Origin of the sequence: Serratia sp. PL17 (genome assembly GCF_017832355.1) — a bacterium.
Classification (GTDB): domain Bacteria; phylum Pseudomonadota; class Gammaproteobacteria; order Enterobacterales; family Enterobacteriaceae; genus Serratia.
Genome location: NZ_JAFIBY010000011.1, coordinates 1 through 21,287, shown reverse-complemented (window position 1 = coordinate 21,287; position 21,287 = coordinate 1). Strand labels below are relative to the sequence as shown.

The window sequence follows — 21,287 nt, the reverse complement described above, 5'->3', positions numbered from 1 at the left end:
GGATCCTCCGCACCCCTCGTTTTTCCTGCCATAATTATCCTTGTTTTGAATATGAAATTCTTTCTCTTAACGGGTGAGGATTAATCACCTTATTTCCCTCATTTTCCTGTTGACTCTTTAGCCAACATACGGCATTTTCTATCTAGACGTCTAAACGTATAGACGCTTATTAAAATAAAGCAGAACAGTGATTGATAAGAGGCGGACAGGGTATGAGTTTTTTTCACGCAAACCAGCGGGAAGCGCTGAATCAGAGTCTGGCGGAGTTAAACGGTCAGATTAACGTATCATTCGAGTTCTTCCCGCCGCGCACCAGCGAGATGGAAGACACCCTGTGGCAGTCCATCGATCGTCTGAGCAGCCTGAAACCTAAATTTGTCTCTGTGACTTATGGCGCAAACTCCGGTGAGCGTGATCGTACCCATAGCATTATCAAAGGGATTAAGGATCGTACTGGCCTGGATGCGGCCCCGCACCTGACCTGTATCGACGCCAGCCCAGATCAGCTGCGTGAGATTGCGACCGACTATTGGAACAGCGGTATTCGCCATATTGTGGCGCTGCGTGGTGACTTGCCACCGGGCGGCGGAAAGCCCGACATGTACGCTACCGATTTGGTGGCTTTGCTTAAAGATGTCGGCGATTTCGACATTTCGGTTGCGGCTTATCCTGAAGTGCATCCAGAAGCCAAAAGCCCGCAGGCGGACCTGATTAACCTGAAGCGTAAAATCGATGCTGGTGCGAACCGTGCGATTACCCAGTTCTTTTTCGATGTGGAAAGCTACCTGCGGTTTCGTGACCGTTGCGTTGCGACCGGCATTGACGTGGAAATTGTGCCGGGCATTCTGCCGGTGTCCAACTTCAAGCAATTACAGCGTTTTGCCACCATGACCAACGTGCGGGTGCCGAGCTGGATGACCAGCATGTTTGAAGGGCTGGATGACGATGCCGAAACCCGCAAAATGGTCGGTGCCAATATCGCGATGGACATGGTGAAGATCCTCAGCCGCGAAGGGGTGAAAGACTTCCATTTCTATACGCTGAACCGCGCCGAGATGAGTTATGCCATTTGCCACACGCTGGGTGTGCGTCCGGCGGCTCTTGCCTAATTTTATTGATGAATGAAGAAAAGGGCGCTGTGCAATGACAGCGCCCTTTTTATTGGAAAAAAACGGCCTCTGGAAGCAGGGGCCGTACTTTGTCGCTTAACCTAGCCGGTATTACGCATCCCGGCGGCAACGCCGGCAATGGTGACCATTAGCGCTTGCTCAACGCGGGCATCTGGCTGTTCTTGCTGGCGTGAACGGTGTAACAGTTCAGCCTGCAGTACGTTCAGCGGATCGGTATACACGTTACGCAGCGCGATGGATTCGGCGATCCACGGCAGATCCTCCATCAGGTGTGCATCATTGGCGATTGTCAGCACCACTTTGATGTCGCTCGCCAATTGGTCGCGTAACTGTTTGCCAAGTGGCCACAGTGACTTATCGACCAGACGTTGATCGTAGTATTCCGCTAACCACAGGTCTGCTTTGGCGAAAACCATTTCCAGCATCGCGATGCGGGTAGAGAAGAACGGCCAGTCGCGGCACATCGCTTCCAATTGATCCTGCTTGCCGGCTTTTACCGCTTCTTGCAAGCCGGCACCGGCACCCAGCCAGGCGGGCAGCATCAGCCGGTTCTGAGTCCAGGCGAAGATCCACGGGATAGCGCGTAGGCTCTCTACGCCGCCGTTTGGCTTGCGCTTGGCCGGACGTGAGCCCAGAGGCAGTTTGCCCAACTCCAATTCCGGCGTTGCAGCGCGGAAATATGGCACAAACTCCGGATTCTCGCGTACGTAGCCGCGGTACATGTTGCATGAGGTGTCTGACAACTCATCCATCAACGTGCGCCACTCTTTCTTCGGTTCTGGCGGCGGCAACAGGTTGGCCTCCAAAATTGCGCCAGTGTAAAGCGCCAGGCTGCTGATGGTGACCTCCGGCAGACCAAATTTGAAGCGGATCATTTCACCCTGTTCGGTGACGCGCAGGCCGCCTTTCAGGCTGCCCGGCGGTTGCGACAGCAATGCCGCATGCGCCGGTGCACCGCCACGGCCAATTGAACCACCGCGGCCGTGGAACAGCGTCAGTGCCACGCCAGCCTTCTCACAGGTTTTGATCAGCGCATCTTGCGCGCGGTACTGCGCCCACGATGCTGCCATTACCCCGGCGTCTTTCGCCGAATCAGAATAGCCAATCATCACCATCTGTTTGCCCTGGATAAAGCCGCGGTACCAGTCAATATTCAGCAACTGGGTCATTACGTCGTCGGCGTTATTCAGGTCGTCGAGGGTTTCGAACAGCGGTGCGACTGGCAGCGCGAATGGGCAGCCGGCTTCTTTCAGCAACAGATGCACCGCCAGCACGTCAGAGGGGGTGCGAGCCATGGAAATCACGTAGGCGGCGATTGATCCTTGGGGGGCTTCGGCGATCACCCGACAGGTTTCCAGCACTTCCTGGGTGTCGGCGCTCGGTTCCCACTTCAGCGGTACCAGCGGGCGTTTGGAGTTCAGTTCGCGGATCAGGAATGCCTGTTTATCGGCTTCCGACCAGCTTTCGTAATCACCCAGGCCGAGATAGCGCGTCAGTTCGGCGATAGCTTCAGTGTGGCGTGTGCTTTCCTGGCGAACATCGATACGCACCAGGGGGACACCAAAGCAGCGTACGCGGCGTAAGGTATCGAGCAGCTGGCCATTGGCGATGATGCTCATACCACAAGCCTGCAGTGACTGGTAACAGGCAAACAGCGGTTCCCACAGTTGCTCGTTATTGACCAGCAGGTCATGCGGTTTCAGTACACGCTCGCCTTTAAGGCGGCCTTCCAGATAAGCCTGAGAACTCATCAGCTGGCTGCGCAATTGCTTCATGATCTCGCGGTACGGTTCCTGCACTTCGTCACCACCGGCACGTGCACGCAGTTCCGGCGTACATTCGGTCATCGACAGCTCAGATACCAGCACCTGAATATCGCGGGTGAACAAGTCGCAGGCCTTCCAGCGGCTCAGCAGCAGCACGTGTCGGGTAATTTCGGCAGTGACATTGGGGTTGCCATCGCGGTCACCGCCCATCCAGGAGGTGAAGCGTACCGGTACGGCTTCTGCCGGCAGGCTGTAATCGATGGAGTTTTCCAACTGTTCGTTGAATTCACGCAGGAAGGCAGGCACACCTTCCCACAGGCTGTTTTCGACTACCGCAAAGCCCCATTTCGCTTCATCGATAGGTGATGGGCGATGCTTACGGATCTCGTCGGTATGCCATGACTGGGCGACCAATTGACGCAGGCGGCGCATGATCTTGTTGCGCTCGTAATCGGCCAGATCGTTATGGTCCAGTTGGCTGAGGCAAGTGTTAACTTCAACCAGCTTGTGGATCAGGGTGCGGCGGGTAATTTCCGTCGGGTGCGCGGTCAGCACCAGCTCGATGGAAAGCTGAGATACCGCATTTTGCAGCTCTTTGGTGCTGAGCTTTTTGTCTTTCAGACGAGTGAATAACTGGGCCAACGCCTCTGGGTTGCTGGCCGCCTCGCCATTGGGCGAAATGCTGTGGTACTGCTCGGCGACGTTCGTCAGATTGAGAAACTGACTGAATGCACGCGCAACGGGCAGCAACTCGTCGTTGGACAGGTTTTGTAAGGTAGAAAGCAGCTCTTGGCGATGCGCTTCGTTACCTGCACGTGAAGATTTGGAAAGCTTACGGATAGTTTCAACGCGATCGAGAATATGCTCGCCCAGCGCTTCTTTGATGGTATCGCCGAGCAATTTGCCGAGCATACTGACATTACTTCGCATTGCCGAATATTGTTCGTTCATATAACCCCTGACCCAGTTCTGTATTTACCCTTCATCTTTCAAGCCGCAGCAGCGTTGGCTTCACGCTCCCATCTCTGTCACTGGGTTGCTCCAGGGGATTTACGTGTTAGCCGCGTGACTGTGTCCTGAAATCTATTGGGTAGATGATTTTTATCTTGTAAGTAAATTTCACGTGCCAGGCGAAGAGCGCCTGTTTCATCTCGCCACGTTCCTGTCCAATCGTCAATTGACACTATTTTTAGCAAAAAAACATCAAAATCGGCGCATTTTCTGAAATTTAATTACGGCGCACCGGTTATCAGTCTGGCTTATTTCATTATTTTTCTACTTCTTAAGTGGTAGGGCGATGATAAATCATCAACCCTAGCCTGTGTAAGGTTTATTGGCGGCAGAAGTGATCAACCAGCTGACCCAGCAGCTTGCGCGTGGGTTCGATAAAGCCGGTATCAATGTATTCATCTGGCTGATGCGCTTGGTCGATAGAGCCGGGGCCCAGCACCAGCGTCGGGCAGACCTGTTGGACGAAGGGTGCCTCGGTGCAATAGTTGACCACTTGCGTGCGGGTACCCAGCAGTTTCTCGATCACCGCCACCATATGATGGTCGGTTGGGCACTCGTAACCCGGTACCGACGCATGGAGCTCTTCAATGCTTAGGCGCCCCGGCCAACGCTGGCTCACCGGCTCCAGTGTCTGATGCATCAATTCATTGATGTTGTCGAGCGTCATACCTGGCAATGGGCGGATGTCCAGATGCAGTTCACAGCAGGCGCAAATGCGGTTGGCTGCGTCACCGCCGCTGATATGACCGAAGTTCATGGTTGGATAAGGTACGGCGAAGGCTGGGTTGTTGTAGCGCTCCTGCAGTGTTTTACGCAGTTCCATCAGGCGGCCAATAGTGTCATGCATCAGATCGATGGCATTCACGCCGCGTGCGGGATCGCTTGAGTGGCCAGACTGGCCGACGATACGGATAGCATTGGCCATATGGCCTTTATGCGCGCGCACCGGTTGCAGCGAGGTCGGTTCACCGATAATAGCGAAATCTGGACGGATGCTGGTTGAGGCCGCGAAATAACGTGCTCCGGCCATCGTCGTTTCTTCATCTGCGGTGGCTAGAATGTATAACGGCTTGGTCAGCTGGCTGGCGTCGATGTCACGTACCGCATCCAGAATAAAGGCAAAGAAGCCTTTCATGTCGGCGGTGCCCAGCCCGTAAAGCTTATTGTCATGCTCGGTCAACGTGAAGGGATCGCGCGTCCAGCGGCCTTCGTCGTAAGGCACGGTATCGGTATGACCCGCGAGCAGCAGGCCGCCGCTGCCTTCACCAATGCTCGCCAGCAGATTGAATTTTTTGCGGCTATCCGGCACTGGCTGCACGTCGACACGGAAGCCTAAATCGGCAAACCATCCGGCCAGCAAGTTGATTAATGCTTCATTACTCTGATCGAGGGCGCCATCAGTGGCGCTGATCGACGGAGTGGCGATCAACGCCCGGTACAGCTCAATAAATGGAGGTAATTTCATCTTCACTGTTGACAGCCTTTGGTTAGGTTGGTATCAATATTCATGCATTTATTGTGAATAAAAATACAGTAAGCTGGAGCGTAAGGGAACCCGATTCCCGGATGATTATAAAAACATCAACGCTCGACCTCGTGGGTGAACGGCGAAACAACGCTGGTGAGCCTGGAAACCTGGGTCGAATACGACCCTACGCACGTCAAGAAGGTGAAAGGCCCCATGTTGAATACGCTGATTGTCGGTGCCAGCGGTTATGCCGGAGCAGAGCTCACGGCGTACCTCAATCGTCACCCACACATGAACATAACCGCTTTAGCGGTTTCAGCGCAAAGTGCAGATGCAGGAAAATTGCTTTCCGATTTGCACCCCCAGTTAAAAGGGATTGTCGATCTGCCATTACAGCCGCTGGTTGACGTTGCCAAAGCCGCTGAATGTATCGACGTGGTGTTTTTGGCCACGGCACACGAGGTGAGTCACGATATTGCGCCAGCTTTACTGGCCGCAGGTTGCGTGGTGTTCGATCTGTCGGGTGCATTCCGTGTGAAAGATGCCGCGTTCTACAGCCAATATTACGGTTTTGAACATCAGCACGCTGATTTGCTGGACCAGGCTGTCTATGGCTTGGCTGAGTGGCAGAGCGAAAAAATCAAACAGGCACAGCTGATTGCCGTACCGGGTTGCTACCCGACGGCGGCGCAATTGGCGTTGAAGCCGCTGATCGATCAAGGTTTGCTGAACCTTGAGCAGTGGCCAGTGATCAACGCGACCAGTGGCGTCAGCGGTGCCGGCAGAAAGGCCAGCGTCACGACCAGCTTCTGTGAAGTGAGCCTGCAGCCCTACGGTATTTTCAACCACCGTCATCATCCAGAAATCGTCGCGCACTTGGGCGTGCCGGTCATCTTTACGCCACATTTGGGTAATTTCCCGCGTGGTATTCTCGAAACCATCACTTGCCGCCTTAACGCCGGTGTGACCGCGCAGGACGTGGCCGCCGTGTATCACGCTGCTTACGACGATAAACCGCTGGTGCGGTTGTACGACCAGGGCGTGCCGGCGCTGAAGTCGGTGGTCGGGCTGCCATTCTGTGATATCGGCTTTGCCGTGCAAGGCGAGCATCTGATTGCTGTGGCGGCGGAAGACAACCTGTTGAAAGGCGCTGCCGCTCAGGCGGTGCAATGCTTGAATATCCGTTTTGGGTTCCCGGAAACCCAGTCATTACTTTAATGAATCACCAGCGTGGGATGTAAACAGCGATGAATCCGTTAATTATCAAGTTAGGTGGCGTGTTATTAGACAGTGAAGAGGCGCTGGAGCGTTTGTTTACTGCGTTGGACAGCTACCGCCAGCAGCATCAGCGCCCGCTGGTGATCGTCCACGGCGGCGGTTGCGTGGTGGATGAGCTGATGAAACAGCTTTCTTTACCGGTGGTGAAAAAAAATGGCCTGCGTGTGACCCCGGCCGATCAAATCGGCATTATCACTGGCGCGCTGGCGGGCACTGCCAACAAAACCTTGCTGGCATGGGCGGTCAAGCACCAGATTAATGCCGTGGGCCTGAGCCTGGCAGATGGCGGCAGCGTCACCGTGACCCCGCTTGATCCGGCGCTGGGACACGTTGGTAACGCGCAACCGGGCTCCCCGGCGCTGCTCAATACCCTGCTGGGCGCCGGTTATTTGCCGGTGATCAGCTCCATCGGTATTACTGCCGATGGGCAGTTAATGAATGTAAACGCCGATCAGGCGGCGACGGCTTTAGCCGCGACGCTGGGTGCGGATTTGATCCTGCTGTCGGATGTCAGTGGCATCCTCGACGGTAAAGGGCAACGCATCGCAGAAATGACGGCGCAAAAAGCGGAACAACTGATTGCCCAGGGCATCATCACTGATGGTATGGTGGTGAAGGTGAATGCGGCGCTCGATGCGGCCCGCACCCTCGGTCGCCCGGTAGATATCGCCAGTTGGCGCCATGCCGATCAGCTTCCTGCACTGTTTAACGGCGTGTCAATTGGCACCCGGATCCTCGCTTAAATTTAGAATTAAAAAGGAAAAGACCATGCAAAACAAAGGCATCAAAAAAATCGTTCTGGCGTACTCTGGCGGTCTGGATACTTCAGCCATCATTCCATGGCTGAAAGAGAACTACGGCGGTTGCGAAGTCGTCGCGTTCGTAGCAGATATCGGTCAGGAGCGCGGCGATCTGGAAGGTGTGGAGCAAAAAGCCCTGCAATCCGGTGCCTCTGAGTGTCACGTGGTTGACCTGCGTGAAGAATTCATTCGTGATTATGTTTACCCTGTGCTGCAAACCGGTGCCTTGTATGAAGGCAGCTACCTGCTAGGTACTTCAATGGCACGCCCGATTATTGCTAAAGCGCAGGTTGAGCTGGCGCTGAAAGTCGGTGCTGACGCGTTGTGTCACGGTGCAACCGGCAAAGGTAACGACCAGGTCCGTTTCGAAACGACTTACACCGCGCTGGCGCCACACCTGAAAGTCGTCGCACCTTGGCGTGAGTGGAACCTGCGTTCCCGTGAAGCGCTGTTGGACTACCTGAAAGAACGTAATATTCCGACGACTGCGTCGCTGGAGAAAATTTACAGCCGTGATGAAAACGCCTGGCATATCTCGACGGAAGGCGGCGTGCTGGAAAGCCCATGGAATGCACCGAACAAAGACTGCTGGGTCTGGACCGTAGACCCGCAGGAAGCGCCGGATCAGCCTGAACACGTGACCATCACCGTAGAGAAAGGCTGTGTGGTGGCGGTGAATGGCGAAGCATTGAGTCCGTATAAATGTCTGGAAACCCTGAACGTGTTGGGCGCCAAGCATGGCGTGGGCCGTATCGATATCGTAGAGAACCGTCTGGTGGGTATCAAATCCCGTGGCTGCTACGAAACCCCGGGCGGCACCATCATGGTTGCTGCACTGCGTGGTGTCGAGCAACTGGTTCTGGATCGCGATAGCTTCAAATGGCGTGAGCAACTGGGCCTGGAAATGTCCTACGTGGTTTACGATGGGCGTTGGTTTGCCCCACTGCGTCGCTCACTGCAGGCTTCTGCCGAGGCACTGGCCGAAGAAGTTAACGGCGAAGTTGTGCTGCAGCTGTACAAAGGCCAGGTGACGGCGATTCAGAAAAAATCTGCCAACAGCCTGTACTCGGAAGAGTTTGCCACCTTCGGTGAAGACGAAGTTTACGATCACAGCCACGCGGGCGGCTTTATCCGTCTGTTCTCACTCTCTTCACGTATTCGTGCGCTGAACGAGAAAAAGAATAAATAATCGATTGGCGTGACTCTGCAAGGGCGCAGCATGCTGCGCCCTTTCGTATAAAATTTATACCCCAAATAATTCGAGTTGCAGGAAGGCGACAAGAGCGTGAGTCCCGATGAGCTTATATCGGTAAGTGATTCGGGCGAGCGCGCGCAGCCAACACATCTGTAGCTCGAAGTATGACGGGTAGAGGAGTAAAGGTATGGCACTTTGGGGCGGACGGTTCACTCAGGCGGCAGATCAGCGGTTCAAACAATTAAACGATTCTCTGCGCTTTGATTATCGCTTGGCGGAACAGGATATTGTGGGCTCCGTGGCCTGGTCGAAAGCGCTGGTTACCGTCAACGTATTGACGGCAACCGAGCAGCAACAGCTTGAGCAGGCATTGAACGGACTGTTGGCAGAAGTGCAGGCCGATCCGCAGGCGATTGTCAGCAGCGATGCTGAAGATATTCACAGCTGGGTGGAGCAGAAGCTGATCGACAAAGTCGGCGATCTGGGCAAGAAATTGCACACCGGGCGTAGCCGTAACGATCAGGTCGCGACCGATCTGAAGCTGTGGTGTAAAGAGCAGATTGGCGATTTGCATCAGGCCATCGTGCAGTTGCAACAGGCGCTGGTGGAAACGGCCGAAGCCAACCAGGATGCCGTGATGCCGGGCTATACCCACCTGCAGCGTGCTCAGCCGGTGACCTTTGCCCATTGGTGTTTGGCCTATGTGGAAATGCTGGCGCGTGACGAAAGCCGCTTGCAGGATACGTTGAAGCGTCTGGACGTCAGCCCGTTGGGCAGTGGCGCATTAGCAGGCACCGCCTACCCGATTGACCGCGAGCAACTGGCCGGCTGGCTGGGTTTTGCCTCGGCAACCCGTAACAGCCTGGACAGCGTTTCCGACCGCGACCACGTGCTGGAACTGTTATCCAATGCCTCCATTAGCATGGTGCACCTGTCGCGCTTTGCCGAAGACCTGATCTTCTTCAACAGTGGTGAAGCGGCCTTTGTCGATCTGTCTGATCGTGTGACGTCGGGCTCCTCGCTGATGCCGCAAAAGAAAAACCCGGATGCGCTGGAGCTGATCCGCGGTAAATGTGGCCGTGTACAGGGCGCATTGACCGGCATGATGATGACGTTGAAAGGCCTGCCACTGGCGTACAACAAAGACATGCAGGAAGACAAGGAAGGGCTGTTCGACGCGTTGGATACCTGGATGGATTGCCTGCAAATGGCGGCACTGGTGCTGGATGGCATTCAAGTGAAGCGTCCGCGTTGTAAAGAAGCGGCGGAACAGGGTTATGCCAACTCGACCGAACTGGCGGATTATCTGGTCGCGAAAGGCGTGCCGTTCCGTGAGGCGCACCATATTGTCGGCGAAGCGGTAGTGGAAGCCATCCGTCAGGGTAAGGCGCTGGAAGCCCTGCCGTTGACCGATTTGCAGAAATTCAGCGCGGTGATTGGTGACGACGTGTACCCGATTCTGGCACTGCAGTCTTGTCTGGACAAACGTTCGGCTAAGGGGGGCGTTTCTCCTCAGCAGGTCGCCAGTGCGATCGCCGCAGCGAAACAGCGTTTGGCTTAAGTAGCGAAAGGGCAGCCCAGCGCTGCCCTTATCGATTATTCCGCCAACCGAGCACACAGATAGCGGTTCAGGCTGACGCCTTCTTCTATAGCGCTAATCGCCAGACGGCGATGTTGTTCCGATGTCATACGCAGTACCAGCTTGCCGCTGAAGTTTTTTTCTGCCAGTGGCTGAGGCGGTATTTCCCCCTGCGTGAGCATGTCGTTGATCACCTCGCGAACCAGCTTCTCAATGCCATCCAGCGCTGCGGTGCGGGTTGTGGCTAGCCATGACAGGGACGGAAATTCGGTACAGAGCCCGACATACTCGTTGTCCGCCACCGACCAGGTGATGCGATAAGTGTAATGCTCATACTTTTCCATGCTCTTCCTCCATTCTGGTCAATGCGGCAATAACCTGTTTAACCTGATACACCTTTGCCATGCCGCTGTTTCCGCGTTGTATATTGATCCGGGGATCTCCCGGCCAGGGCATGCGGTAAACTCGGTGACTACCACTCCCCAAGCGCGGTTCACCAAACCAGTGCGTACATATTTTCACTAACTCGGTAAACCTGATGCTGCTTTGTCGTCGTTGTAGATCGACAATGACACACCTGATTCCTTTCATGTTTGCATCTCATTTTAGTACTGTTATTGATATCACTTCAATGTTTAAGTATAAAAAATGACCGGGCGGGTGCGGAGTCGCAAGTAGGTGGGGAATAGAATGGAATAGGGTGCACAATAAAACCGGGCGCGATGGCCCGGCGGGTATTGATGGGGAAGGAAAAGATTACTCGCCCGGGCAGCGTTGGCAGCGCTCCACCTCGGCCTCGCCCAGCTTGAGTTTTGCCTGCAGATCGCGCAGTGCGGTGCGCAGCCCTTCTTCTATCACTGGGTGATAGAACGGCATGTCCAGCATCTGGTTAATGGTCATTTGCTGTTGGTGCGCCCAAGCCAGCAGGTGAGCGATATGCTCAACGTCTGGCCCCATCATTTCTGCGCCGAGGAAACGCCCTGTGCCTTGTTCGCCGTAGACGTGCAGAATGCCCTTGTTACGCAGCATCACCCGTGAACGTCCTTGGTTTTCGAACGAGACTTCACCGATTTCAAAACAGCCGCAGGTGCTGAATTTCTCGTTAAGTTCGCGGAAGGTGGAGCCCACCATGGCGATCTGCGGATCGGAAAATACCACCGAGATCGCGCTGCGGCGCAGGCCTGGAGTGACTTCCGGGAAGCTACCGGAATTGCTTCCGGCAATGCGTGCCTGATCGCTGGCTTCGTGCAGCAGCGGCAGTTGGTTGCTGGCGTCACCCGCGATAAAGATATGCGGCACGTTGGTTTGCATCGTCAGACGGTCGGCCTGTGGCACTCCCCGGCTATCGAGTAGCAGGCGAGTGTTTTCCAGGCCCAGATTATCGACGTTCGGTCGGCGACCGGTGGCGGCCAGGACGTAATCCACCATGATATCCTGCGGGTTACCCTGCAGATCACGATAGCGGATAAATACCTTGTCGCCTTCGCGTTGCATTATCTCCACTTTCACGTCGGCATCGAGATAGAACTCTTCACCCAAGGCGTTGGCGGCGTAATTGCGTACTGTGCTGTCAGTTAACGGACCGACGGCGCCACCAACGCCAAATACCTTGGTTTCTACTCCGAGCCGATGCAGCGCCTGGCCCAGTTCCAAACCAATTACGCCTGGCCCGAACACGGCCACAGATTGTGGCAGGTCATCCCAATTGAAGACGTCGTCATTGACGATCAGCTTCTCACCCAGATCATTCCAGGCTGCTGGCCAGCTTGGGCGGGAACCGGTGGCGATAACGATGCGTTGGGCTACGATGCGAGTGTGTTCATCCACCTGCAGAGTGTTATCGTCGATAAAGCGGGCGTAACCCTGAATTTTGTCGACGGCCGGGATCTCGTCTACACCCTCCAGTACAAAGCCGACGAAGCGATCGCGCTCGCGTTTAACGCGGTCCATGACCTCGCGGCCGTTAACGGTGGGTTTACCGGCAGGATAAACGCCAAAGCCCGGAGCACGTTCGATTTGATGCACTGCCTCAGCGGCAGCAATCAGTAATTTGGATGGCATGCAGCCAACGCGTGCGCAGGTGGTGCCATAAGTTCCGCCCTCGATCATCACCACGCTTGGGGTGGCAAGCTTGGCGGCGCGATAGGCGCCCAGACCGGCGGTACCGCCGCCGATGACCGCGACGTCAACATTCAACTGTTTCATATCCGCTCCTGAAAGCTAAAAAAAGGGCGGGCCGGAGCCCGCCAAAGTTCACGTTGGCTTTGTTATTACTTATAAATCAGGCTGACAGGAAAGTTTCCAGGTCATCGCTGCCGCCAATATGGCGACCGCCGATAAACACCTGCGGTACGGTGGCACGACCGGTGACGGCGCGCAGGCTCACCGTGGTGGCGTCCTGACCCAGTACGATCTCTTCATACTGGATGCCACGTTCTTGCAGCATTTGTTTGGCCTTGGCGCAGAATGGGCAGCCCGGTTTGGTAAACAGGGAGACCGACTCTTGTACTTTGAATTCCGGTGCCAAATATTTCAGCATGGTGTCGGCATCGGACACTTCAAACGGGTCGCCCGGCTTGTTAGGTTCGACGAACATTTTTTCTACTACGCCATTGCGCACCAGCATCGAATAACGCCATGAGCGTGGGCCAAAGCCCAAATCGGCTTTCTCGACCAGCATGTTCATGCCTTTGGTGAACTCACCGTTGCCGTCTGGCACGAAGGTGATGTTTTCAGCATGTTGATCGGCTTTCCAGGCATTCATCACAAAGGTGTCGTTTACCGAGACGCACAGGATGCTGTCAACGCCGTGTTGTTTGAATACGCTGGACAGCTCGTTGTAGCGCGGCAAGTGGCTGGAAGAGCAGGTTGGGGTGAATGCACCCGGCAGCGAAAAGACGATGACAGTTTTATCTTTGAACAGGTCATCGGTGGTGACGTCAATCCATTGGTCGCCCTGACGGGTATGGAAGGTAACCTGAGGAACTTTTTTGCCTTCTTGACTGGTAAACATGAATTAACCCCTTAATTAGGAAAAATAATTTTTAGCTATTAGCGTGGTATCGCTTCGTTGGGTGACATTATTGACGTCGGGGCTTGATAGATCTAATCGCTCATTGCTATCTTATCTATCGCCATGAGCTATCGTGGTCTGGAGGGAAACAATGAATATTCGTGATTTAGAGTACCTGGTCGCCTTGGCCGAGCACCGGCATTTCCGCCGTGCCGCCGATTCATGCCATGTAAGCCAACCCACACTCAGTGGGCAGATCCGCAAGTTGGAAGACGAACTGGGTGTGATGCTGCTTGAACGCACCAGCCGTAAGGTGTTATTCACCCAAGCGGGCTTGTTGCTGGTGGAGCAGGCGCGTACCGTGCTGCGCGAAGTCAAAGTTCTGAAAGAGATGGCCAGCCAACAGGGCGAAGCTATGTCCGGGCCGCTACACATTGGTTTGATCCCGACCGTCGGGCCTTATCTGCTGCCGCAAATTATACCTACGCTGCACAAAACCTTTCCCAAACTGGAAATGTATCTGCATGAAGCGCAAACCCAACAGCTGCTGGCGCAACTCGACAGCGGTAAACTGGACTGTGCCATTCTGGCGTTGGTGAAGGAAACAGAAGCCTTTATTGAAGTGCCGCTGTTTGATGAACCGATGAAGCTGGCAGTCTACTCCGATCACCCATGGTCACAGCGCGATCGTGTGGCGATGCCAGATCTGGCGGGGGAAAAGCTATTGATGCTGGAAGATGGCCATTGCTTACGCGATCAGGCAATGGGTTTTTGCTTCCAGGCAGGGGCGGACGAGGATACCCACTTCCGAGCGACCAGCTTGGAAACGCTGCGCAATATGGTGGCGGCCGGCAGCGGCATTACCTTGTTGCCTTCACTGGCAGTACCGCCACAGCGTGAGCGTGACGGTGTTTGCTATCTCGACTGCTATAAACCGGAGCCGAAGCGCACCATTGCATTGGTGTACCGCCCCGGCTCCCCATTGCGCAGTCGTTATGAGCAATTGGCCGAGGCGATCCGTGAACACATGCAAAACTACCTGGGCGCTACGCTAAAACAGGCGGTTTAAGCCGTTCAGTGCTGCGACACGGTAGGCTTCAGCCATGGTCGGATAGTTGAAGGTCGTATTAACGAAATATTCGATAGTATTGCCTTCACCTTTCTGTTCCATGATCGCCTGACCGATGTGGATGATCTCTGCCGCACGTTCACCGAAGCAGTGGATCCCGAGGATCTGCAGGGTGTCGCGATGGAACAAGATCTTCAGGCTGCCGACATTCATCCCGGCAATCTGCGCACGTGCCAGGTGCTTGAACTGTGCACGGCCCACTTCATACGGCACTTTCATCGCCGTCAGTTCCTGTTCGGTTTTACCGACAGAGCTGATTTCCGGAATGGTGTAGATACCCGTCGGAATATCTTCGATCAGATGCCCGCTGGCTTCACCGGAAGAAATTGCCTGCGCGGCAATACGCCCCTGATCGTAAGCGGCGGATGCCAGGCTCGGATAGCCAATCACGTCACCCACGGCATAAATGTGCGGCAACGCGGTTTGGTACATGCTGTTTACTTTCAACAGGCCACGGCTGTCCGATTCCAGGCCCACGTTTTCCAGGCCCAGTGAATCGGTATTACCCGTGCGGCCGTTGGCGTACAGCAGGCAATCTGCTTTCACTTTTTTGCCGGACTTCAGGTGAACAATGACGCCGTCATCAGTGCCTTCGATCTTCTCGAACTCCTCGTTGTGACGGATCACGACGCCGTTGTTCCAGAAGTGGTAGGACAGTGAGTCTGACATTTCCTGATCGAGGAACGCCAGCAGGCGATCGCGGGTGTTGATCAGATCTACCTTCACGTTCAGACCGCGGAAGATCGACGCGTACTCACAACCGATCACCCCGGCACCGTAAATGATGACGTGGCGCGGTTCGTGATTCAGTTCGAGAATAGAGTCGCTGTTATAGATACGTGGATGATTAAAATCCACGCTCGACGGGTTGTACGGACGTGAACCGCAGGCGATGACAATATGATCGGCGCGGATGGTGTCTTGAGTGCCATCCATATAGCTAACGCTGACGGTATTGGCGTCGATAAAACGCGCATCGCCGGCAAACAACTTGCATTGGTTACGCTCATAGAAACCTTGGCGCATCCGGGTTTGCTGGTTAATGACGTTATCTGCGTGGCGTAAAATATCAGGGAATGTCGCGCTGAGTGTGCGTGAATTGTTGTAAAGCGGGTTCTGGTTGAATTCGATAATGCGGCTAACGGCGTGGCGGAGAGCTTTGGACGGGATAGTACCCCAATGAGTACATCCACCGCCTACGTTATTGTACCGTTCTATCACGGCCACGCGGGCGCCCTGCTTCACCAACCCCATAGCGGCACCTTCACCACCTGGGCCCGAGCCAATGACTATGGCATCAAATTGATAGTGCTGTTGCATAGGGGAGAGACCTGTTCTTATACAAAATTACAACGGTATCTTAACATCATAGCGCTGAGTGCCCAATCACCATTAGGCTTTTTGAGGCAAAGCACAAATGGTGCAGGCTGAAACTGTGACAGGGCGCGTTTGTATAAATGCTGTTGCAATAAAATTTGCTATATTGCCGAGTCTACGGCGTTAGACTGAGAAAATGGATCTTATCTGGATATGCATATGGGCGTCAGAGCACAACAAAAAGAACGGACTCGTCGTTCCCTCATCGAGGCGGCCTTCAGCCAGCTAAGCGCCGAACGCAGCTTTGCCAGCCTGAGCCTGCGTGAAGTCTCGCGTGAAGCCGGTATCGCACCAACGTCATTCTACCGCCACTTTCGTGACGTGGATGAGCTTGGGCTAACCATGGTTGATGAGAGCGGGTTGATGCTGCGTCAACTGATGCGACAGGCCCGTCAGCGTATTGCCAAGGGCGGCAGTGTGATCCGCACCTCTGTTTCGACCTTTATGGAGTTTATCGGCAATAACCCCAACGCCTTCCGTTTGTTGCTGCGTGAGCGCTCCGGTACATCGGCGGCTTTCCGTGCGGCAGTGGCGCGTGAGATCCAACATTTTATCGCCGAACTGGCGGATTACCTCGAGTTGGAAAACCATATGCCGCGGAGTTTTACCGAAGCGCAGGCAGAGGCTATGGTGACCATCGTATTTAGCGCCGGTGCTGAAGCGCTGGATATCGACATTGATCAACGTCGTCGGCTTGAAGAGCGTTTAGTGTTGCAACTGCGGATGATTTCCAAAGGTGCTTATTATTGGTATCGCCGCGAACAAGAAAAAACTTCTGTATCCCACGTATAAAAGGTAGAAAGCGATGGAAAAACCAGGCCGTGAGAATGGCACCTTACTGCTGGCGTTGATTGCCGGCCTTTCAATTAACGGTTCGTTCGCCGCGCTGTTCAGTTCGGTGGTGCCGTTTTCGATTTTCCCCATCATTGCTTTGGTATTGGCGGTGTATTGCCTGCATCAACGTTATCTGCATCGTGCGATGCCGGACGGTATGCCGAAGCTGGCCGCCGCCACCTTCTTGCTGGGGGTGCTGTTGTACAGTGCGATAGTCCGGGCCGAATACCCGCAGATAGGTTCTAACTTCCTGCCGGCGATTGTTTCTGTGGCGCTGGTGTTCTGGATTGGTATGAAGCTGAAGGCGCGCAAGACGCTGGATGAAAACACCCCGGTTTAATGGGCGTAAGCAGGGGCGCAGCAAGCACGGCGCCCCTGTCTGATTAAACGCGTTTTTCCAACAGTACGCCGCATTCCATATGATGGGTGTACGGGAACTGATCGAACAGCGCAAGGCGGCTGACCTTATGCGTTTCCTGCAGCGTCTCCAGATTAGCGCACAGCGTTTCCGGGTTGCATGAGATATACAAAATACGCGGATAAGCCTGCACCATTTTCACCGTTTCGTCATCCAGCCCGCTACGCGGTGGATCGACAAAAATGGTTTCGCAGTTATAGCTGCTCAAATCGATGCCTTTCAACCGATTAAATTCGCGAATTCCGTTCATGGCTTGGGTAAAGTCTTCCGCCGCCATGCGGATAATCTGCACGTTATCGATATGATTGGCTGCAATGTTGTATTGCGCCGCCGCGACCGAAGGTTTGGCAATTTCGGTCGCCAGCACCCGTTCAAAGTTCCGCGCCAGTGCCAATGAGAAGTTACCGTTGCCGCAATACAGCTCCAGCAGATCGCCTTTAGAACCGGCGGTCACGTCCAGCGCCCATTCCAGCATCTGTATGTTCATCGCAGCATTCGGCTGGGTGAAGCTGTTTTCCACCTGGCGGTAAATCATGTCGCGGCCGGCAACAGGCAGAACTTCGTCTACGTAATCCTGATCCAGCATGATTTTCATTTTTGACGCACGGCCAATCAGTTGCAGGTCAAAACCCTGGGCGCGAAGACTGTCACGCAGCTTTTCCGCTTGCTGTTGCCAGTCATCGTCCAATTTACGGTGATACAGCAATGAGGCAATGATTTTGCCGCTGCGGGTCGACAGGTAGTCAATCTGGAACAGTTTGCGGCGCAGAATAGGGTCCGGTTTGATGGCGGCAATCAGCGCGGTCATCAGACGGTTAATTAATTCGCTGGCAGCAGGGAACTGCTCGACGCGAATACGCTGCTTGGTCTGCTGGTCAAACATGATGTGGTACATCTCGTCTTCATCATGCCAGATGCGGAATTCGGCGCGCATACGGTAGTGGCTCACTGGCGAGCGGAACACTTCCGGCTCGGGTGCCGTGAACGGTGACATCAGCGTCTTCAGCCGGGCAGTTTTCTCCGCCAGTTGGTCATCGTAACGTTCAATAGGCAAATTCTCGGGCGTCATGTTTCTTCTCGTCAGGCAAATTTGATCAGCGGGGATTGTAGGGAATCAGCCCGTGAAGTCCAGTTTTGTCGTGTTTATTATTTGTAACATTGGTAGCAGTCTAGACATCTATTTACATTGATCGTAGCATTGTCGTCCGGCCTCAAGCAGCGAGTGAAAAGGGAATCCGGTGTGAATCCGGAGCTGACGCGCAGCGGTAAGGGGAAGTCACGGCGATAGCGTTTTACGCAGACACTGTCCATTGCAGGATGGGAAGTCATCGCCCGGTGTAGGTAGCTCAAGCGCCACCTGCAACTCCCAAGCCCGAAGACCTGCCGGTGTTACGTCGCAATGCCCGTGGTCGTCGCGAAATACCGGCCATGATCCTGCGGCATCCGCCAATTAAGTTTGGATGCTTTTTCATGACAATTACAAAAAATACACTGCTGGCGGTGGTTTCCTCCGTTACGGCTTTTTCTGGATGGGCGCAAGACAGCATTACAGCTAATAACAGCGAGAACCTGGTGGTTTCCGCTAACCGCTTCCCACAGCCCGTCTCTTCAGTGTTGGCACCCACTTCCGTCGTCACCCGCGATGAAATCGACCGTTGGCAGGCAAAAAGCCTGACCGACGTAATGCGCCGCTTGCCAGGGGTCGATGTGGGGCAGAATGGTGGCCTGGGACAAAAAAGCTCGCTGTTTATCCGTGGGACCAACTCCAGTCACGTTCTGGTGCTGATTGACGGCATCCGTCTTAATCAAGCCGGCGTCAGTGGCTCTTCCGACCTTAGCCAGATCCCGATCTCTCTGGTGCAAAAAGTTGAATATATCCGTGGCCCACGCTCAGCAGTCTATGGCTCAGATGCCATCGGTGGTGTGGTTAACATTATTACTACCCGCGAAAAGAACGGCAGCACGCTTTCCGCCGGCATGGGTTCAAACGGTTATCAGGCCTATGACGCGTCCACCCAGCAGCAACTGGGTGACAGCACGGTTGCAACCCTCGCCGGTAACTACACTTATACCAAAGGTTATGATGTCGTGGCCTATGGCAGTACGGGTATGCAAAGCCAGCAAGACCGCGATGGCTTTATGAGCAAATCACTGTACGGTGCCGTTGACCATCAGTTCAACGAGGCCATCAGCGGTTTTGTTCGTGGTTTTGGTTATGACAACCGTACGGCTTACGACGCTTATTATTCCTCACCAACCAGCCCGCTTATCGATACCCGCAAGCTGTATAGCCAAACCTGGGATACTGGGCTGCGCTATAAGGAAGGCGTTTACGCGACACAGCTGATTGGTAGTTATAGCCACAGCAAGGATTATGATTACGATCCACGTCTGGGTATGCATGACAGTTCGGCCAGTTTGGTGGACTCCGAGCAGTACAACCTGCAGTGGGGAAATACTCTCCAGGTGGGCCAGGGGACGGTCAGTTCGGGGATTGACTGGCAACACCAGCAAATCAAACCTGACTCCACCACGGTTAACGGTGAGAAGACTCAACGCAATACCGGTATCTACCTTACTGCACAGCAGTTGGTTGGCCCGGTAACTCTGGAAGGGGCAGTGCGCGGCGACGATCATTCCGAATTCGGTTGGCATGGTACCTGGCAAACCAGCGCGGCCTGGGAATTTGTTGAAGGATACCGTTTTATCGCTTCCTATGGGACGGCATTCAAAGCCCCTAATATGAGCCAGCTGTACGGTAACTTTGGTAATAATACCAATCTGAAGCCGGAAGAAAGTAAACAGTGGGAAGGCGGCTTTGAAGGTTTGACTGGCCCGGTGACCTGGCGTGTGTCCGGCTACCGTAACGACATTGATAACCTGATTGATTCCACCGGAGAGACCAATTACGTTTATTACAATGTCGGTAAGGCTACGATTAAAGGTATTGAAGCGACAGCCTCATTCGATACGGGTCCGTTAAGCCATCATATTGGTTACGACTATGTCGATCCGCGCAACGCCAAAACCAATGAAGTGCTGCTGCGCCGCGCCAAACAGCAGGTGAAATATGAGTTGGACTGGCAGGTCTATGATTTTGACTGGGCTGTCACCTATCAATACTTGGGTGAGCGTTATGACAAAGACTACAGCACCTACCCAGAGCAAAGCGTTAAACTTGGCGGTGTCAGCCTGTGGGATCTCGCAGTTTCGTATCCGGTCACATCTCATCTGACAGTTCGTGGTAGAATTGCCAACCTGTTTGATAAAGATTATGAGACGGCTTATGGCTACGCTACTCCAGGAAGAGAATACTACCTCACTGGAAGCTATACCTTCTAACACCACCGCGAAGGCCCGTCCGACGGTGCTGGTATTTGATTCCGGTGTCGGCGGGTTATCGGTGTATCAAGAGGTTCGGCAACTGCTGCCGGACCTCCACTATATATATGCCTTCGATAATGTGGCATTCCCCTACGGCGAGAAATCCGAAGAGTTTATTGTTGAGCGCGTGCTGGAAATTGTCAGCGCGGTGCAGCAACGGCATCCTCTGGCGATTGTCATCATCGCGTGCAACACTGCCAGTACCGTATCTTTGCCAGCCTTGCGTGAACGCTTTACCTTCCCTGTCGTCGGCGTAGTGCCTGCCATCAAACCCGCTGCTCGCTTAACCGCCAATGGCGTGGTTGGCCTGCTGGCTACCCGCGGCACCGTGCAGCGCACTTATACCCATGAGTTGATTGCCCGCTTCGCGACTGATTGCAAGATAGAGCTATTAGGGTCATCAGAACTGGTGGAACTGGCGGAAGCCAAACTGCATGGCGAAGCTGTACCGCTGCCGACGTTGAAGAAGATTCTTCATCCATGGCTGAGTATGCGTGAGCCACCAGATACTGTCGTGCTCGGTTGTACCCACTTCCCTCTATTAGCGGAAGAGTTAATGCAGGTGCTACCAGAAGGAACGCGGCTGATTGATTCCGGTGCAGCTATTGCCCGTCGTACCGCTTGGCTGATTTCGACGCAGGAAAATTTGGTGTCGACGCAAGAAGAGAACCTGGCGTATTGCATGGCGTTAAATGAAGACACTGACGCTTTATTGCCCGTTCTGCAGGGTTATGGCTTTAAATTGTTGAAAAAACTGCCTGTTTAAGGTCGTTTTGGTTAAATGTTCAACGGTCGGAAAAAATATTGAAATTAGGGGTTGCGGCCTTCTGAGAACTCCCTATAATGCGCCTCCACTGACCGGGAACAACGACTCCTCTAACGAGAACCAGTCGCCCAGCCAGGAA

17 protein-coding genes and 1 riboswitch are annotated in these 21,287 nt (G+C 54.2%); of the genes, 10 read left to right on the top strand and 7 right to left on the bottom strand.

Going from position 1 to position 21,287, the window contains the following annotated elements; translation table 11 throughout:
- The first annotated feature begins 212 nt into the window (after window positions 1-212).
- Entirely contained in the window at window positions 213-1,109 is an 897-nt protein-coding gene (metF, locus tag JOE25_RS24455) for a methylenetetrahydrofolate reductase (protein ID WP_209640002.1), read from the top strand.
- A 101-nt stretch (window positions 1,110-1,210) separates the two neighbouring features.
- On the opposite strand, the gene ppc is transcribed toward metF, so the two are convergent.
- Both ppc and argE read right to left on the bottom strand, forming a co-directional pair.
- Entirely contained in the window at window positions 1,211-3,847 is a 2,637-nt protein-coding gene (gene ppc, locus JOE25_RS24450; RefSeq protein ID WP_209639998.1) for a phosphoenolpyruvate carboxylase, read from the bottom strand.
- 379 nt (window positions 3,848-4,226) lie between these two features.
- Window positions 4,227-5,372: an acetylornithine deacetylase gene (gene argE / locus JOE25_RS24445; RefSeq protein WP_209639995.1), complete on the bottom strand. Its 1,146-nt coding sequence runs from the start codon at window positions 5,370-5,372 to the stop codon at window positions 4,227-4,229.
- A gap of 216 nt (window positions 5,373-5,588) precedes the next feature.
- Here argE and argC point away from each other — a divergent pair, with 216 nt between their 5' ends.
- The 4 genes from argC (at window position 5,589) to argH (ending at window position 10,209) form a co-directional block, all read left to right on the top strand.
- Window positions 5,589-6,593: an N-acetyl-gamma-glutamyl-phosphate reductase gene (gene argC, locus JOE25_RS24440; protein ID WP_209640226.1), complete on the top strand. Its 1,005-nt coding sequence runs from the start codon at window positions 5,589-5,591 to the stop codon at window positions 6,591-6,593.
- 29 nt (window positions 6,594-6,622) lie between these two features.
- Window positions 6,623-7,396, top strand: a complete 774-nt coding sequence (gene argB, locus JOE25_RS24435) for an acetylglutamate kinase (protein WP_209639992.1) — start codon at window positions 6,623-6,625, stop codon at window positions 7,394-7,396.
- 25 nt (window positions 7,397-7,421) lie between these two features.
- Window positions 7,422-8,642: an argininosuccinate synthase gene (locus JOE25_RS24430; protein ID WP_209639989.1), complete on the top strand. Its 1,221-nt coding sequence runs from the start codon at window positions 7,422-7,424 to the stop codon at window positions 8,640-8,642.
- Between the two features lie 193 nt (window positions 8,643-8,835).
- Window positions 8,836-10,209 (top strand): argininosuccinate lyase, encoded by a 1,374-nt coding sequence (gene argH, locus JOE25_RS24425; RefSeq protein WP_209639986.1) that lies wholly within the window; start codon window positions 8,836-8,838, stop codon window positions 10,207-10,209.
- A 35-nt stretch (window positions 10,210-10,244) separates the two neighbouring features.
- Here argH and JOE25_RS24420 read toward each other — a convergent pair whose 3' ends face one another.
- The 3 genes from JOE25_RS24420 to JOE25_RS24410 all read right to left on the bottom strand — a co-directional run bounded on the left by JOE25_RS24420 (window position 10,245) and on the right by JOE25_RS24410 (window position 13,240).
- Window positions 10,245-10,571 carry a toxin-antitoxin system HicB family antitoxin gene (locus JOE25_RS24420; RefSeq protein ID WP_209639983.1) on the bottom strand — a complete coding sequence of 109 codons (327 nt, stop codon included), beginning with the start codon at window positions 10,569-10,571 and terminating at the stop codon, window positions 10,245-10,247.
- Window positions 10,572-10,983: 412 nt separating this feature from the next.
- Window positions 10,984-12,432, bottom strand: coding sequence for a dihydrolipoyl dehydrogenase (locus JOE25_RS24415; protein ID WP_209639980.1), 1,449 nt, complete (start codon window positions 12,430-12,432; stop codon window positions 10,984-10,986).
- Window positions 12,433-12,508: 76 nt separating this feature from the next.
- A complete protein-coding gene (locus tag JOE25_RS24410; RefSeq protein ID WP_209639977.1) occupies window positions 12,509-13,240 on the bottom strand; it encodes a glutathione peroxidase in 732 nt (243 codons plus the stop codon).
- Window positions 13,241-13,391: 151 nt separating this feature from the next.
- On the opposite strand from JOE25_RS24410, the gene oxyR reads away from it, so the two are divergent.
- Entirely contained in the window at window positions 13,392-14,309 is a 918-nt protein-coding gene (gene oxyR / locus JOE25_RS24405) for a DNA-binding transcriptional regulator OxyR (protein WP_209639974.1), read from the top strand.
- Here the strand turns inward: oxyR and sthA are convergent.
- Window positions 14,292-15,689, bottom strand: coding sequence for a Si-specific NAD(P)(+) transhydrogenase (gene sthA / locus JOE25_RS24400; protein ID WP_209639971.1), 1,398 nt, complete (start codon window positions 15,687-15,689; stop codon window positions 14,292-14,294). The two genes, oxyR and sthA, sit on opposite strands and share 18 nt — an antisense overlap.
- 216 nt (window positions 15,690-15,905) lie before the next feature.
- Here sthA and fabR point away from each other — a divergent pair, with 216 nt between their 5' ends.
- A complete protein-coding gene (gene fabR / locus JOE25_RS24395; protein ID WP_020837514.1) occupies window positions 15,906-16,538 on the top strand; it encodes an HTH-type transcriptional repressor FabR in 633 nt (210 codons plus the stop codon).
- A 13-nt stretch (window positions 16,539-16,551) separates the two neighbouring features.
- Entirely contained in the window at window positions 16,552-16,920 is a 369-nt protein-coding gene (locus JOE25_RS24390; RefSeq protein WP_209639969.1) for a YijD family membrane protein, read from the top strand.
- A gap of 43 nt (window positions 16,921-16,963) precedes the next feature.
- On the opposite strand, the gene trmA is transcribed toward JOE25_RS24390, so the two are convergent.
- Window positions 16,964-18,067 (bottom strand): tRNA (uridine(54)-C5)-methyltransferase TrmA, encoded by a 1,104-nt coding sequence (trmA, locus tag JOE25_RS24385; RefSeq protein ID WP_209639966.1) that lies wholly within the window; start codon window positions 18,065-18,067, stop codon window positions 16,964-16,966.
- A gap of 120 nt (window positions 18,068-18,187) precedes the next feature.
- Window positions 18,188-18,401: riboswitch (cobalamin riboswitch) on the top strand.
- Window positions 18,402-18,468: 67 nt separating this feature from the next.
- On the opposite strand from trmA, the gene btuB reads away from it, so the two are divergent.
- Window positions 18,469-20,340: a TonB-dependent vitamin B12 receptor BtuB gene (btuB, locus tag JOE25_RS24380; protein WP_209639963.1), complete on the top strand. Its 1,872-nt coding sequence runs from the start codon at window positions 18,469-18,471 to the stop codon at window positions 20,338-20,340.
- Window positions 20,285-21,148, top strand: coding sequence for a glutamate racemase (murI, locus tag JOE25_RS24375; RefSeq protein ID WP_209639960.1), 864 nt, complete (start codon window positions 20,285-20,287; stop codon window positions 21,146-21,148). The genes btuB and murI overlap by 56 nt, the downstream gene beginning before the upstream one ends.
- Window positions 21,149-21,287: the final 139 nt, after the last annotated feature.

Bases quoted from the DNA above. Each gene is read 5' to 3' on its own strand.
- argE (WP_209639995.1), bottom strand. From the start codon at position 5,372: ATGAAATTACCTCCATTTATTGAGCTGTACCGGGCGTTGATCGCCACT.
- argH (WP_209639986.1), top strand. From the start codon at position 8,836: ATGGCACTTTGGGGCGGACGGTTCACTCAGGCGGCAGATCAGCGGTTC.
- JOE25_RS24390 (WP_209639969.1), top strand. From the start codon at position 16,552: ATGGAAAAACCAGGCCGTGAGAATGGCACCTTACTGCTGGCGTTGATT.
- trmA (WP_209639966.1), bottom strand. From the start codon at position 18,067: ATGACGCCCGAGAATTTGCCTATTGAACGTTACGATGACCAACTGGCG.
- fabR (WP_020837514.1), top strand. From the start codon at position 15,906: ATGGGCGTCAGAGCACAACAAAAAGAACGGACTCGTCGTTCCCTCATC.
- argB (WP_209639992.1), top strand. From the start codon at position 6,623: ATGAATCCGTTAATTATCAAGTTAGGTGGCGTGTTATTAGACAGTGAA.
- JOE25_RS24420 (WP_209639983.1), bottom strand. From the start codon at position 10,571: ATGGAAAAGTATGAGCATTACACTTATCGCATCACCTGGTCGGTGGCG.
- murI (WP_209639960.1), top strand. From the start codon at position 20,285: ATGGCTACGCTACTCCAGGAAGAGAATACTACCTCACTGGAAGCTATA.
- JOE25_RS24410 (WP_209639977.1), bottom strand. From the start codon at position 13,240: ATGTTTACCAGTCAAGAAGGCAAAAAAGTTCCTCAGGTTACCTTCCAT.
- sthA (WP_209639971.1), bottom strand. From the start codon at position 15,689: ATGCAACAGCACTATCAATTTGATGCCATAGTCATTGGCTCGGGCCCA.
- argC (WP_209640226.1), top strand. From the start codon at position 5,589: ATGTTGAATACGCTGATTGTCGGTGCCAGCGGTTATGCCGGAGCAGAG.
- JOE25_RS24430 (WP_209639989.1), top strand. From the start codon at position 7,422: ATGCAAAACAAAGGCATCAAAAAAATCGTTCTGGCGTACTCTGGCGGT.
- ppc (WP_209639998.1), bottom strand. From the start codon at position 3,847: ATGAACGAACAATATTCGGCAATGCGAAGTAATGTCAGTATGCTCGGC.
- metF (WP_209640002.1), top strand. From the start codon at position 213: ATGAGTTTTTTTCACGCAAACCAGCGGGAAGCGCTGAATCAGAGTCTG.
- btuB (WP_209639963.1), top strand. From the start codon at position 18,469: ATGACAATTACAAAAAATACACTGCTGGCGGTGGTTTCCTCCGTTACG.
- oxyR (WP_209639974.1), top strand. From the start codon at position 13,392: ATGAATATTCGTGATTTAGAGTACCTGGTCGCCTTGGCCGAGCACCGG.
- JOE25_RS24415 (WP_209639980.1), bottom strand. From the start codon at position 12,432: ATGAAACAGTTGAATGTTGACGTCGCGGTCATCGGCGGCGGTACCGCC.